The following is a 13,772-nucleotide window of genomic DNA, read 5'->3' on the forward strand; positions in this document are numbered from 1 at the left end:
ACTACCATGCTCATGAGTACCAACAGCTACCTGGAGTTTTACCTCTCCCTGCTGGCCTGGATCATCAATAACGGTCTCTGGAGTGTATTGTCCGATACTGGGCTGTTCGCCGCGCCCTTCGGCGCGATCATCCTCCAAGAATGGCTGTCGGCCCGTCAGCAAGGCGCGGATGAAGGTAACAAGGGACTGCTCTCGGTGCCGCGGATCGAAAACCGGCTGTGGCTGGCCTACATCGTCGTGTTGTTTGGCTGCGCGCCGGTCTTTCCGCTGAGCCTCGCCTCAATGGCGTTCGATGATGCGGCGAGCCAGCGCTGCGGTGTCAGTGTGGCCAAGCCAGCGGAAACGGCTTGGGGTGCCACCTTCAATACCATCGGCGAACGCTCCGCCACCGTGCCGATCTGGTGGTTTCTTGTGCATGCCTTGAGCAAAGGCGTGACCTCCGCGGCCACCGCGTCCATCCCCTGCGCACCGGATATCCGGCAGATGCGCATGGAGATCGACAGTTCGCGCATCGACAGTCAGGTCCTGCTGCAGGAAGTCGCCGACTTCACCCGCGACTGCTATGGCTATTCCCGTTCTCGGTTGTTCACCAACCGTCCGCAGCTGGACAAGGCACAAAGTCACGACACGTCCTGGATCGGCTCAAGCTATTTGCTCGACACACCCGGCTACTACGATACGGATCGTTCACGCACGCCGCGCGTCAACTGGCCCTATGATGAAAACCGCGATGTCTCCTTGCCTCGGCTGGAGAATGGCGCCGGCTACCCCACCTGCAAGCAGTGGTGGAGCGACAGCGGCGTCGGCTTGCGCGAGCGCTTGATCGAGCAGGTCGATCCTTCGCTGCTGACTCAGCTGAAAGGTTGGCTGACTGGTCGTTCGAGCAACGAGATCGAGGATGCGACCTTGCGTGAGCTGGTCAGCCCGCGCCAGCAATCGATGTCCATGTCGCCCGGACAGGTGTACCAGGACTATGGCTCCAGCGCCCGCGGCGGCTCGATCAATCAGGGGCTTAATAACCTGGCCACCAATACCGGATTGGCACTGGGTTCCTTCAGTAATTTTCCCGCAATGAATGCGCTACGCGCCGCCCTGCCGATGGTGCAGGCTTTCCTGATCATGGGCGTCATCATCAGCTTGCCGCTGATTCTGCTGGTCAGTACCTACCAGTTGAAGACCGTCATGACGGTGACGTTCGCACTGTTCACGCTGCACATGCTGAGTTTCTGGTGGGAGTTAGCACGCTGGGTCGACTCCAGCATGCTCGACACCTTGTACAACCAAGTTTCGACTTCCAAGCAAGTGCTGTTATCGCTGCCCACATCCGGCCTTATGGATGGGACGGTCACGGCGCAAGTAATTGAGTATGTGATGGGGGCGATGTTCTTGGTGCTGCCTGGACTATTTTTGGTCGCCATGAGCTGGGCTGGCTACTCAATAGGCAACAGTCTTGAGGGGATGTTAGGAGGTGCAAGCAAAGCTTCGCATGGAGCAGCGGGCAAAGGAACAGATCAGTTAATGGGTGCTACGAAGAAACTCATCTGACGTCATCAGATGATTTGAAATGACCTATGTAGTGGCCATTGTCATCGTAGTTGCCAAGATAGGAGTTCGCCCCAAGATAGTCTGGACCTGGATTATCCCCTTCAAGATCCGTGTCAATGACGACCTTGGACGGCAGAAAAGCAATCACAGCAATCATCACCACAACAGAAGCGACCAGCCAGAAACCGATAAAGAGTAGCCCCCCAACTAACGCCAACTTGGCAGTCAGAAAGCTCCCGCGAACGAGTAATTTACCTGCGGGCATTCCTGCCGTCACCGCACGGTCAGCCACGCGGGACTCAAACGCTTTCAACTTGCGATACCCGCGCTTTATCGACATGCCACAGGTATAGGCCCAGCAGTGGGCACGTGAATTCTGAACAGGTTTTTGAGTCGGCATGGTCTCGCCCTCTTCTGAGCGTTTTCATGGTTGAGACAAGAGTAACAGCCTACTACTGAAAACTGTCCGTGCCTGACCGTTTATCAGTTTGCCAAGCCGAAAAATCTTCACTGGAAGACAGAAGACAAGCCTCGTGAACCAGCTTCTCTAAAATGATTGACCCGTATCAATCGTCCGGCTAAATACAAGTACGGATCGCTGTTATCGACAGCACCTTCCTAGGTAGCCAGAGCCTTCAAGACTACGTCACTTCGGTGATGGTTCTCCCCAAGTGCGATTAGCGTTCGGTAGCTCGCACGGTGACCGTTTCAACGGTGATGAACGCCTACTGCTCTCCTGAGTGCCTTTCGAGATCTGCTCGCCAGGCAAACCTTCTTGTTTTTCTTCAACCCACTGCGGGGAAATTCTTTCCCCCACGGGACAGGTTTCTTCGCGCTTTCAACGGAGGCATACCATGTCCGACTCACTTACACCGGAAGCACTGAACACCCTTCGGTTGCCCATCGTGTTCACGCCTGGCGCGTGGCAACGCGCAGTACTGCTCGAGCGTTCCGATCATGCTGAGAAGCTGCAGGTCGATCGGCTGAGCCACGTATTGCGCGCAGCCTTCGAGGCTCACCTCGCCTCTCCACACAAGCCCTATGTGCTGTTCGAGGTAACCAAAATCGCGTCAACGGGTCATCCACACCATGACCTGTTACTGCAATTAAGCCTTAGCCTGCTCCAAGAAGCGGGTCAGCCTGGCGCCTTGCTGATAGCGCTTGCAGGAGAGGCCAACACTAAACGCACATAACCGCACTCGGCTCTCAAATCCACATTCGGACAGCATGCAAGACCTGCATCAATCCACCCATCACCCAATCGGGGAACCCTCCCCGACGGGCACGGCGTTCCTCCGTTTTCTCTCGAGGAAAATGCCATGCGCGATATCTACCAAGACGTGACTGACAAGATCGTTACTGCTTTGGACCAAGGCGTTGCCCCCTGGATCAAACCCTGGTCCTCAAGTGGTTCCGCTTACGCCGGTCATCATCAACCCTACCCCATTAACGCCATCACGCGCCGTCCCTACTCCGGGATCAACTTGCCGCTGCTCTGGGCTGAGGCCAGGTTGCAGGGATTCACTCAAGATCGTTGGTTGACCTTCAACCAAGCCAAAAAGGCCGGTGGGCACATCCGTAAGGGTGAACACAGCACTCTGGCGGTGCTCTACAAGCCGATGGAGCGCGAGGAACAGACCGAGTCAGGCCAACCCGTACTTGATGAACATGGTAAGCCCAAGGTCGCTCACTTTGGCATTCTCAGGACGCATTTTCTGTTCAACATCGAGCAAACGGAGGGGCTCGAAACGCTCAATGACACCCTGCTCGAGACAGACCCGACCGGCCCCTTCCTGGCCAACAGCGCTGCGGAAAATCTGCTGTTACGTTCGGGGGCAAACATCGTGCATCGCTCTGCCGACGAAGCCTTTTACCACCCGATCAGGGATCTCATCCAACTGCCGACAAAAGCGCAATTTCACGATGAAGGTGGCTACTACGCCACCGCACTACACGAGCTGACACACTGGACCGGGCATCACTCGCGGTTGCAGCGCGAGGGGGTGACTTCATCCTGCCCGTTCGGCTCGCCAGGCTATGCTTTTGAGGAGTTAATCGCCGAGATGGGCGCTGCGTTTTTATGTGCTTACGCCGGCATTCAGGGAGCGCTGAGACACGAAGGCTACATCGACTACTGGCTCAGCCTGCTCAAGGCTGACAAGCGCGCAATCTTTCGTGCCAGTGGCCACGCCCGCAGCGCCTCGGAGTATGTGCTCAACCTGGAGCAGCAACTGGGGCAAGTAGTCTTGGATGACTCGCTTTGCATGAACTATGGAGCCTAATCGTTACCTCACCGCTGCAATCGCTGCACAGGGCCCAACGCGAGTTGAGCCCTTTTTTCTACGCCCAGAAAAAATCCCATGCCGCGGGACTCTGACGCAAAAAAAAGATAGGCGGCGCACACGCGCAGCATGCCGTTACGTATCCAGGTTCTGCGCCAGAAAATCCACCAGCTCGAGCGGACTTCGGCTATCGATTACCTTGTAGATCAGATCGCGTTTACTGCGCGGCAACTTCTTGACCACGCTCTTCGCCGAGGCCCTGACGGCCTCGTCGGTCCCATGGATACGTGCCGCGAGCAGCAGCACGAGCGTGGCGTCAGTGAGGTTCATGGCAAGACCCAAAAAATATGCACCGCAGTGTACCGACTCTTGTCTTTTCCGTGCCAGCCCCCCAACAAAACGATGTCTAGCAGTATCCATATTTCGATTGCCGCACAAAGGGACACAAGCCAAAAGGACGGGTAAGGGCTGGAAGGGAATGGGGACTCAAGGGTAAGAGCGCTACCCGAAAAGGCTAAAAGGCCACTGACCCAGCCACTACCCGGAGGTCACGATGCTCAGTCTGTTTCGCCACAAAAGGCAGAAGCCTCCTCCGCCACTTTCCGTGAGCGTCGCCGAGGGCTACCTGCCCATCGAGGCGGCCCACAGCTTGTTAGCAGCGGAGCACCGCCGTCAGTTGCTCGATCGGATCTGGGAATACACCGCCCTCTCCCACGCCCAATTCACCCAGCTCTACTTAAATCCGATCCATCGCTACGCCGAACAGGTCCAGCAACTCCCGGCCAGCGAGACGCACCACCATGCTTATCTCGGCGGCATGCTCGACCATGGACTGGAACTGGTCGCCTGTAGTCTGAAACTGCGTCAGTTGTATCTGCTTCCCACCGGCGTCGCGCCCGAAGACCAAGCCGCCCAGACTGATGCCTGGTCAGCGGGTATTGCTTATGGCGCCCTGCTGCATGACATCGGCAAGATCGCCGTGGATCTGCAGGTCGAACGCCAGGATGGCAGTCTTTGGCATCCTTGGCACGGCGCCTTGGATCAACCCTACCGCTTTCGCTACCTCAAAGGTCGCGACTACCACCTGCATGGCGCCGCCGCAGGCTTGCTGTACACCGAAATTCTCAACCGACCTATCTTGGACTGGCTCAGTGGATTTCCGTCGCTGTGGGCCTGCCTGCTGTACGTCCTAGCCGGTCAGTACGAACGTGCAGGCGTGCTGGGCGACTTGGTGATTCAGGCCGACCGCGTCTCCACCGCGCAGAACATCGGCGGAAACCCGAGCAAGGCGCTGCAAGCGCCGATTCATTCGCTGCAACATCACTTGATCAGCGGACTGCGTCATCTGGTTCAACACGAGCTGAAACTCAACCAGCCGGGTGCCGCGGGATGGCTGACCCAGGACGCGCTCTGGCTGGTCAGCAAGACGGTCACGGACAAGCTGCGAGCCTATCTGCTGTCGCAAGCGATAGAGGGCATTCCCTCCTCCAACATTGCTGTGTTCGACGAACTGCAATCGCATAGGCTTGCCGAGTCGACTCCTGAAGGCAAAGCCATCTGGACCGCCCTTGTCGCTCAGGGGGACTGGCAGCAGACCTTTACGTTTTTGCGCATTCAACCGGCATTGATCTGGGGGAACGAAGACCGCCCAAAAGCATTCAGCGGAACGGTAAGCATTGTAGTCGATGACCACCCGGCTGATGCTCCGGTATCACCACCGCCGAACGCAGTCAGTACAAGATCAACTCAAAGCACATCGCAACCCGATCCCCTGGCGATGGAGGATGCCGATTACCTCGGAACGTTGCTGGACATGTTCGAGTTGGAAAAGCCTGAGGCCAGTGATGCACCGTCAGAGAACGCTCTTGAAACCTCAACCCTCCCTTCGGACAACCCTGGCTACGTATTCTTGAATTGGATCAAGGAAGGCATCCTGAGCCACCAGCTAGTCATCAATGACAGTAAGGCCAAAATCCACACGGTGAGTGGCAGCGTATTTCTGGTCACGCCTGGTCTCTTCCAACGTTATGTCCAGGAGTTTCCTGGCATCGCCAAGAGTGTCGACCAAGAGATTGAAGAATGGCGTTGGGTACAGAAGCAGTTCGAGAAACTGAAGGTACACAGAAAGCGAGACAATGGCCTAAACATCTGGGCATGCCAAGTGCAGGGCCCTAGGAAGAGAACCACCTTGAAGGGGTACTTGATTGAGGATCCGAAGCATTTTTTTGAATTGATACCACCCGACAATCCTTTTCTTAAAATCGCAGAACTTTAATACATGGTATGAGGGCGTCATCCGACGTAAGACTTGGTGAGTTTGTTCCTATGAACGCCTTAGGCGTTGGAAGGAAGCACCCGTGATGATGACTTGTGCTCCCGCATAACACACGCATGCGTTTCTGGTGCGACGACATCCAACGCTCGGCATCGAGATGTCCAAGTTCGACCGCCGCGCAGCCCTCTATCTTCGAAACGTCGTCGAGCTTGCGATCCTGTTGTCCGGTGCTCAGGTCCGGTAGCGCAGGATGAAGCAGGATCAAGCGCTTGAGTCCCACAATAAAAAGGAGCACCACGCCAGCCGAACATTGGAGGTTGGCGCGGCCGCTGCTAAGCTATTCAAGCCTCATCTCTCCAAACGAACACGAAGACGTCTTGCGTGCTCTCGGAACGCCGACTCTTCGCCTTCCAAAATGTCACAAACCAATTTGCGAATATCCGAATTCTCCAAGCCGTCTGCACGATAGGAGATTGGAGGGAGCCCTACTGATTGATGCGGCCCGGCCGCGCGTTTGGTCAAACAGAACTCGCTCGCAGATAAGAGCACGCGCTTTATCTACTTGAGATTGACACATACGGACGAATACAAAATAGTGGCACGGCGACATCCATCCTCGCGCACAGCCATGACTCATAGTGTGTCGGGGCATGCATCATCTATCTGCCTACTCGGACGTAAAAATGCAGACTGTACCCAAGCCACTCTCCTCAGGGTCTCGCTGGCTTCGATGGGATCCTCACGTACACGCACCAGGCACGTTGTTCAACGATCAGTTCAAAGGTGACTGGGACGGATATCTCAAGGCTCTTGAAGATTCGTTTCCCCCCATAAGTGTGATCGCGGTAACGGATTACTACCTGCTTGACACTTACAGGCAACTGGTTGAACACAAGCAGTCAGGGCGGCTCGAGAAATGCGAGCTTCTCTTCCCCAACGTCGAAATTCGCTTCGACATTGGAACTGCTAAATCCTGGATCAACGCTCACCTTTTGGTGTGCCCCGATGAGGATAATCATCTTGAGGAGCTTGAGCGTTTTCTCGCGTCGCTTACGTTCAAAGCCTTTGATGATGAGTTCAGATGCACGCCAAGTGATTTGAAGAGGCTTGGGAGAAGAGCAAATGCGGAAATCAAAGATGACCAATCGGCGTTGAGACATGGAGCTGAACGTTTCAAGGTTTCGTTCCAAGAGTTGAGGGACAAGTACAAACACAGCCAGTGGGCACAAGATAACCTCATCATTGCGGTCGCGGCTAAGCAGAATGATGGTACCGCTGCATTGCAGGATGGTGCAGACGAGGTGCTGCGCCAAGAATTAGAGCGTTTTGCCCATGTGATTTTCGCTTCTAACCCGAATCAACGCGAGTTTTGGTTAGGAAGGAAAGCTTTATCAGCGGAGAGCTTAATAGAGCGATACAACGGCCTGAAACCCTGTTTACACGGCAGTGATGCTCATCAAACTGCCAAAGCCGGAGTTCCGGACGGAAATAGATATAGCTGGCTTAAAGGCAGCCCTACTTTCGACACACTTCGGCAAGCTTGTATCGACCCGGCAGGCAGGGCTTTTATTGGAGAGGAACCACCGCCCTACGGAAACGCCTCCGAGGTGATTTCCCAGGTCGACATTACTAACGCACCGTGGCTCAAGACACCATCCTTGGCTCTGAACCCGGGCCTAATTGCCGTGGTAGGCGCAAGAGGTTCAGGAAAGACCGCGCTGGCTGACATATTGGCGGCAGGTTGTGATGCGCGGGGCAACGCAATTACAGGGCACTCATTCTTGGTTAGAGCCCAAGACCACCTACAAAATGCTGAAGTGAATATCACTTGGTGCAACGGGGACACACAGGCCAGCCCGCTTAACCAGACGACTGACGATGAATTCGTATATCCAAGAGCCCGGTATCTGTCGCAGCAGTTCGTGGAGGAGCTTTGCTCAGCCGATGGTATGACGGACGGCCTCCTGGCAGAGGTAGAACGGGTAATTTACGAAGCGCACTCGCCCACCGAGCGTGAGGGTGCCATCAGCTTCAATGACCTGAGAGACATGCGTTCAGAGCGTTATCGAGAGGCTAGGCGTCGGGAGGAAGAATCCCTCAGCGGTCTGTCAGAGAGAATTAACACCGAACTCGAAAAACGCAGTCTCGTGCCACAGTTGACTACTCAGGTGCAGGAAAAAGATTCGCTGGTCAAAAGGTTAACCGAAGACAGAAGCAAGCTTGTCGCTAAAGGCTCAGAGGTCAGATTGTCCAGGCTGCAATTACTAACTGCCGCCTCAGAAAAGGTTGCCGGCTATGTGAGGTATTACAAAGCCCAAGAGCAGCAGATTCTTCTCATGCAGGACGAGGTCAACAATGTTCGTCAAGTCGTGGCGCCCAATGATCTTAGAGACATCCAGGCACGCCATACCAAAAGTGGTCTAGGAAATGATGAGTGGAGTGCTTTTTTCAGGGACTACGAAGGCGACGTCGGAGCCATCCTGTCAAAGATGTTGCTCAAGGCTCAAAAGAACAGAGACGCATGGATAGGAATGCCACCGACTCAGAACGAAGACTCTCATCGCGAGTATATTTCTGAAGGTGCCAAGCTTGAAGAATGCAATCTCTCGCTGCTGCAGGCGGAAATTAATCGGCTACAACAACTAGTCAGCATTGACCAAGATACCGCAAATCGATTCAAGGAGCTTTCAACAAAAATAACCACAGAAACTGAGCTATTACGAGCCAGCAGGGAGAAGCTAGCCGACCATGTCGGAGCCTCCCAACGTCTCGAAGTTTTGGTGAGCGAAAGGTGCGAGTCATACAAACGGGTTTTCTCTGCCCTGGTGGCTGAGGAGCAAGTTCTTCAGGAGCTCTACTCACCCATCAAACAGCGGCTGGATAGTGCCCAAGGGACGCTCAACAAACTGTCGTTTTCGGTAGCCCGAACTGTCGACATTGAGGCCTGGTCTGCCGAGGGTGAGTCGTTGCTCAACCTCTCCAAAAAGGGCCCATTCAGAGGCCGGGGTACCTTGCGCGAGAAAGTGCTCGAGTCATTGAATGCTCCTTGGCTCTACGGAGATGACGAGTCCGTGCTTGCTGCGCTGAGAGAGTTTATTAAGAACTATCATGAACAGCTCGTTGAGCATGCGCCGGTAGCCACATCGGATCTGGCAGAGTATCGACGGTGGACTAAGCGCCTGGCTCAATGGCTCTACGGTACCGACCACATTTCTGTTCGTTACGCCATAAATTACGACGGCGTTGAAATCCAGAAGCTCTCTCCTGGCACCAGAGGAATTGTACTGTTGCTGCTTTACCTTTCGCTCGATGCGAATGACAGTCGGCCACTGATCATTGACCAGCCAGAAGAGAACCTCGACCCCAAGTCAATCTACAACGATCTCGTCCCTTTGTTCATGGCCGCCAAGTCGACTCGGCAAGTCATTATGGTGACCCATAACGCCAACCTGGTGGTGAATACGGATGCCGACCAGATCATCATCGCTGAGTGTGGCCCACATGGTAACGGGCAACTGCCTCCGATTACCTACTTATCGGGCGGACTGGAGGACAGGTTGATCCGAGAGCGCGTATGCGAAATTCTTGAGGGGGGAGAAACTGCCTTCAAGGAGCGTGCTCGTCGACTAAGGGTTCGGCTTTCGAGATAAATGGTCAAGTAGCCGCTCAATGGAATGCTCCATATCATCGGGCGGCAACTTGTAACATCACTCATCGTAAATCAGCGTTCGTTGAGCCAGTGCGTTGAGTGCTCCTGTAGTGGTCAACTAATCCCCTCTGCGGTGACCCTCAGTAAGGGGCCGGTGAACACACCTTCCGAGCCCGGCCCATAAGGACGATTGTGTCCGCGTATTTTTAAGCGGACGCAATTGCCCTTAACGCCAGGATCACCATGCGCCAACGTAAGTCCTACCCGAAATCCTTCAAAACCCAAGTCGTCCAAGAGTGTGAGCAGCCCGGAGTTTCCGTGGCCGCGATTGCGATGAGGCACGGGATCAACGCCAATGTCGTTCGCCGCTGGATACCTCTGTTCCGCGATCAACAGGCAGTCGCGCTGCCAGCTTTTGTTCCTGTGAAAGTCGCGCCGGTCGACCCCAAACCAAAGGCTCAAGCGTCGGCGATCATCGAGCTTCTGCTTGGCGAGCAATCGATCTGCGTGAAGTGGCCAGCTTCCGACCCTGAAGGTTGCGCCCGCTTTATCCGGGGGCTTGCCCTGTGATCCGCATCGACTCCATCTGGCTGGCCACCGAACCGATGGACATGCGAGCGGGCACTGAGACCGCACTAGCCAGAGTGATCGCGGTGTTCGGTGCGGCGCAGCCGCACTGTGCTTATCTGTTCGCCAACCGCCGCGCCACTCGGATGAAAGTGCTGGTGCATGACGGCTTCGGGATCTGGCTGGCGGCGCGCCGGTTGAACCAGGGCAAGTTTCACTGGCCAGGCATTCGCCACGGCGCTGAAATGGAGCTGGATACCGAACAACTTCAGGCGTTGGTGTTGGGGCTACCATGGCAACGTGCGGGCTCCGGCGGCGCGATCACACTGCTTTAAACGCAGCCATTATCCTATCGGTCTATCGCCGTGAACGGCACGCCCTGGCAAAATCCGGGGCATGACTTCTTCGCCCAATCTCGACCAAATGTCCCCTGACCAACTGCGTGCCTTGGCCGCGCAGCTACTGTCGCAAGTCGAAACCATGGGCAAGACGGTCGAGACAATGGGTAAGAAGATCAACCGCGATCAAACGGTTATCGAGAAGCTGACCCACGAGATCGCCCAACTCAAGCGCTTGAAGTTTGCCAAGCGCAGCGAGCAGATGAATCCTGAGCAGGCCAGCTTGCTCGATGACCTGATCGATACCGATATCGCGGCGATTGAAGCCGAGCTCCAAGCCTTGCAAACAGCTCCCGTAGCGACTGAAAAAAAGCAGAAGCCCAAGCGTACGGCGCTACCGGCAGAGTTTCCACGCACACTGATTCATCACGAGCCGGACAACACTCACTGCCCATGTGGCTGCGCACTCAAGCGCATTGGTGAAGATGTCAGCGAGAAGCTGGACTACACGCCCGGCGTGTTTACCGTTGAACGTCATGTCCGTGGCAAGTGGGTCTGCAATGACTGCGAAACATTGATCCAGGCACCAGTTCCGGCGCAGGTCATTGATAAGGGCATCCCGACCGCCGGGTTGCTGGCCCACGTCATGATCGCCAAGTTTTCCGATCATCTGCCGCTGTTCCGACAGGAATCGATTTTCGGTCGGGCCGGCTTGGCGATTCCCCGTTCCACGTTGGCCCAATGGGTGGGCATAACGGGCGTGCAGTTGCAGCCCCTGGTCGATGCACTGCGTGACGTAGTGCTCGGTCAGCAGGTTATCCATGCCGATGAAACACCGGTGCAGATGCTCGCGCCAGGTACAAAGAAAACCCACCGCTCTTATGTCTGGGCATACGCCACCAGCCAGTTCTGCGAAACCGCGGCGGTCGTCTACGACTTCAGCCCCAGCCGCGCCGGCGAGCATGCGCGCAACTTCCTGCAAGACTGGAAGGGCAAGCTGGTCTGTGATGATTTTGGTGGCTACAAGGCCAGTTTCGAACTCGGCGTGACCGAGATCGGCTGCATGGCCCATGCAAGGCGCAAGTTCTTCGAACTGCACGCCACCAACAAGAGCATGCTAGCCGAACAGGCCCTTCGCTATATCCAGTTGCTGTATGAAATCGAGAGCGAAGTCCGCGACCTGGAACCGGGGTTACGGCATCGAATACGGCAAGAAAAAGCCGTACCAGTGATGGCTACGCTGCATGCCTGGATGATCGCCCAGCGAGATCTCGTGCCGGAAGGTTCGGCTATTAGCAGAGCCCTGGATTACAGCCTAAAACGCTGGGCAGCGCTGTCGCGCTACCTCGATGACGGGGCCGTCCCCATAGACAACAATTGGGCGGAGAACCAAATCCGGCCGTGGGCTCTTGGGCGCAAGAACTGGCTCTTCGCAGGGTCGCTACGCAGCGGAAAACGGGCAGCAGCGATCATGAGTTTGATCCAGTCAGCGCGGCTGAATGGACATGATCCGTACGCGTATCTGAAGGATATCCTCACGCGATTGCCAGCACAGCGCGTGAGTGAAATCGTTAAGTTGTTGCCGCATAACTGGGTGCCGTTAGGCAACCAGCTATGCCAGTTTGCTTAAGGTGAGCAGGTGTAGACTCAGACGTTAGGAAGTTTAGCCACAACCTTGATCTCAACATCGAAACCGTACAGCCAAGTGACCCCTACCACCGTTACCGTGGGAAAAGGCGCCTCGCCCCAATATTCCGGTACGACCTCCCACACCTGTTCGAAGATCTTCTGCGGTTCAACCATGAAGACTGTAACGTCTTGGACATCATCAAATCTGCAACCGGCTGCGGCCAGCACCGCGTTGAGATTCTCGAAAGCGCGTCGAACTTGTGCCTTGAGCTCTGGCTCCGGTGACCCATCTTCGCGGCTGCCCACTTGGCCGGAAACAAAGAGCAAGCCATTGGCGCGTACCGCAGCTGAATAACGGTTTTGCTCGTAAAGGGCCTGACGGCCGGCGGGGAATACAACATCTCGTTGGTTCATCAGAAAACTCCAGCAGTTGGAAACTACATGAGGACTTTACGGCGCTTGCTCGGGCCCGATAAACAGGCAATTCTGGTCATTACTGTTTGTAATCCCCAAACAATATGGAGCATCCATGGATCGTTTCGATGCCATGCAAGCCTTCGCTCGGGTGGTAGAAACCGGCAGCTTTACTCGGGCCGCCCACACCTTGCACATGAGCAAAACCACAGTGAGCCAACTCGTCCAGCAACTGGAGACGCACTTGCGTGTGAAGCTGCTCAATCGCACCACGCGCAAGGTGAAGGTGACCGCCGATGGCAGCGTCTACTACGAGCGGGTACAGTTCTTGTTGGCAGCGTTAGATGACGCTGAAACCGCGCTATCCAGTGCCGCATCTGCGCCGCGTGGGCGCCTGCGGGTGGATGTGCCCAGTCCGCTGGCCAGGTTGCTACTGATTCCGGCGCTACCAGCATTCCTTGAGCGCTACCCGGACATCCAGATAGACCTTGGCGTGAGCGACCGTCATGTGAGCCTGATAGATGAGAGCGTTGATTGTGTGATTCGCGGCGGTGAGATTACTGATACCTCCCTGATCGCGCGGCACATCGCCGACCTGCCGCTGGGGGTGTACGCAGCGCCCAGGTACCTGGCCCTCTATGGTGTGCCAGCCCATCCGCGTGAATTGCAGGAAGGCGAGCATCGTGTTGTGGGGTATCGATGGGCACGAACAGGCAAAGCTCTCCCCTACACCTTGCGGCGCATGGGCGAGCAGTTGCAGGTGCATGGCCGACATGTTTTGGCAGTGGACGATGGCAATGCATATCTAGCAGCCGGACAGGCTGGCTTGGGGGTAATATGGCTGCCGCGATATATGGCTTTGCAACCAGTGGCGAGCGGCGAACTTGTACCGCTGTTCAAGGACTGGGATATCGCGTCGATGCCACTCTATATTGCCTATGCGCCGAACCGCCATGTAAGCCGAAAATTACGTGTGTTCATGGACTGGGTAGTGGAGTTGATGATCAAGCATGTGCCGGAGATTGCTCTGCCCACACGCGCTGACATTCCATAGACCTCTGACTCCGTCGCGC

General features: G+C 55.7%; 12 protein-coding genes. 9 read left to right on the plus strand and 3 right to left on the minus strand.

The features are described 5' to 3' along the window. Window positions 1-6: 6 nt before the first annotated feature. Window positions 7-1,545 carry a conjugal transfer protein TraG N-terminal domain-containing protein gene (locus ACCC96_RS08520; RefSeq protein WP_413695537.1) on the plus strand — a complete coding sequence of 513 codons (1,539 nt, stop codon included), beginning with the start codon at window positions 7-9 and terminating at the stop codon, window positions 1,543-1,545. Here ACCC96_RS08520 and ACCC96_RS08525 read toward each other — a convergent pair. Further along, the gene (locus ACCC96_RS08525; protein WP_413695538.1) at window positions 1,538-1,945 is read right to left on the minus strand and encodes a DUF3742 family protein; all 408 of its coding nucleotides are present in this window, start codon (window positions 1,943-1,945) and stop codon (window positions 1,538-1,540) included. The genes ACCC96_RS08520 and ACCC96_RS08525 overlap by 8 nt on opposite strands. A gap of 454 nt (window positions 1,946-2,399) precedes the next feature. Between ACCC96_RS08525 and ACCC96_RS08530 the strand changes: the two genes are divergently transcribed. Both ACCC96_RS08530 and ACCC96_RS08535 read left to right on the plus strand, forming a co-directional pair. Beyond that, complete coding sequence (locus tag ACCC96_RS08530) at window positions 2,400-2,738, plus strand: hypothetical protein (protein ID WP_413695539.1); 339 nt, start codon at window positions 2,400-2,402, stop codon at window positions 2,736-2,738. A 126-nt stretch (window positions 2,739-2,864) separates the two neighbouring features. Then, complete coding sequence (locus ACCC96_RS08535) at window positions 2,865-3,827, plus strand: ArdC family protein (RefSeq protein ID WP_413695540.1); 963 nt, start codon at window positions 2,865-2,867, stop codon at window positions 3,825-3,827. Between the two features lie 135 nt (window positions 3,828-3,962). Here the strand turns inward: ACCC96_RS08535 and ACCC96_RS08540 are convergent, their stop codons facing one another. After that, a complete protein-coding gene (locus ACCC96_RS08540; RefSeq protein WP_020300924.1) occupies window positions 3,963-4,157 on the minus strand; it encodes a hypothetical protein in 195 nt (64 codons plus the stop codon). A gap of 223 nt (window positions 4,158-4,380) precedes the next feature. Between ACCC96_RS08540 and mobH the strand changes: the two genes are divergently transcribed. The 5 genes from mobH to tnpC all read left to right on the plus strand — a co-directional run bounded on the left by mobH (window position 4,381) and on the right by tnpC (window position 12,286). Further along, entirely contained in the window at window positions 4,381-6,102 is a 1,722-nt protein-coding gene (gene mobH, locus ACCC96_RS08545; RefSeq protein WP_413695541.1) for a MobH family relaxase, read from the plus strand. Window positions 6,103-6,785: 683 nt separating this feature from the next. Beyond that, window positions 6,786-9,752 (plus strand): TrlF family AAA-like ATPase, encoded by a 2,967-nt coding sequence (locus tag ACCC96_RS08550; protein ID WP_413695542.1) that lies wholly within the window; start codon window positions 6,786-6,788, stop codon window positions 9,750-9,752. A gap of 242 nt (window positions 9,753-9,994) precedes the next feature. Then, the gene (gene tnpA / locus ACCC96_RS08555) at window positions 9,995-10,321 is read left to right on the plus strand and encodes an IS66-like element accessory protein TnpA (protein WP_111287737.1); all 327 of its coding nucleotides are present in this window, start codon (window positions 9,995-9,997) and stop codon (window positions 10,319-10,321) included. Beyond that, entirely contained in the window at window positions 10,318-10,653 is a 336-nt protein-coding gene (gene tnpB, locus ACCC96_RS08560) for an IS66 family insertion sequence element accessory protein TnpB (RefSeq protein ID WP_007996831.1), read from the plus strand. The genes tnpA and tnpB overlap by 4 nt, the downstream gene beginning before the upstream one ends. 61 nt (window positions 10,654-10,714) lie before the next feature. Then, complete coding sequence (gene tnpC / locus ACCC96_RS08565) at window positions 10,715-12,286, plus strand: IS66 family transposase (RefSeq protein ID WP_413695543.1); 1,572 nt, start codon at window positions 10,715-10,717, stop codon at window positions 12,284-12,286. 17 nt (window positions 12,287-12,303) lie between these two features. Here the strand turns inward: tnpC and ACCC96_RS08570 are convergent, their stop codons facing one another. Next, window positions 12,304-12,699 carry a RidA family protein gene (locus tag ACCC96_RS08570; protein WP_111289544.1) on the minus strand — a complete coding sequence of 132 codons (396 nt, stop codon included), beginning with the start codon at window positions 12,697-12,699 and terminating at the stop codon, window positions 12,304-12,306. A 115-nt stretch (window positions 12,700-12,814) separates the two neighbouring features. On the opposite strand from ACCC96_RS08570, the gene ACCC96_RS08575 reads away from it, so the two are divergent. Further along, entirely contained in the window at window positions 12,815-13,753 is a 939-nt protein-coding gene (locus ACCC96_RS08575) for a LysR family transcriptional regulator (RefSeq protein WP_413695544.1), read from the plus strand. Window positions 13,754-13,772 lie beyond the last annotated feature (19 nt).

The sequence above is a fragment of the Pseudomonas sp. Pseusp11 genome, from assembly GCF_047304405.1.
Lineage (GTDB): Bacteria > Pseudomonadota > Gammaproteobacteria > Pseudomonadales > Pseudomonadaceae > Aquipseudomonas.

Coding starts and splice junctions, on each gene's coding strand:
- ACCC96_RS08520 (WP_413695537.1), top strand. CDS start 7: ATGCTCATGAGTACCAACAGCTACCTGGAGTTTTACCTCTCCCTGCTG.
- ACCC96_RS08525 (WP_413695538.1), bottom strand. CDS start 1,945: ATGCCGACTCAAAAACCTGTTCAGAATTCACGTGCCCACTGCTGGGCC.
- ACCC96_RS08530 (WP_413695539.1), top strand. CDS start 2,400: ATGTCCGACTCACTTACACCGGAAGCACTGAACACCCTTCGGTTGCCC.
- ACCC96_RS08535 (WP_413695540.1), top strand. CDS start 2,865: ATGCGCGATATCTACCAAGACGTGACTGACAAGATCGTTACTGCTTTG.
- ACCC96_RS08540 (WP_020300924.1), bottom strand. CDS start 4,157: ATGAACCTCACTGACGCCACGCTCGTGCTGCTGCTCGCGGCACGTATC.
- mobH (WP_413695541.1), top strand. CDS start 4,381: ATGCTCAGTCTGTTTCGCCACAAAAGGCAGAAGCCTCCTCCGCCACTT.
- ACCC96_RS08550 (WP_413695542.1), top strand. CDS start 6,786: ATGCAGACTGTACCCAAGCCACTCTCCTCAGGGTCTCGCTGGCTTCGA.
- tnpA (WP_111287737.1), top strand. CDS start 9,995: ATGCGCCAACGTAAGTCCTACCCGAAATCCTTCAAAACCCAAGTCGTC.
- tnpC (WP_413695543.1), top strand. CDS start 10,715: ATGACTTCTTCGCCCAATCTCGACCAAATGTCCCCTGACCAACTGCGT.
- ACCC96_RS08570 (WP_111289544.1), bottom strand. CDS start 12,699: ATGAACCAACGAGATGTTGTATTCCCCGCCGGCCGTCAGGCCCTTTAC.
- ACCC96_RS08575 (WP_413695544.1), top strand. CDS start 12,815: ATGGATCGTTTCGATGCCATGCAAGCCTTCGCTCGGGTGGTAGAAACC.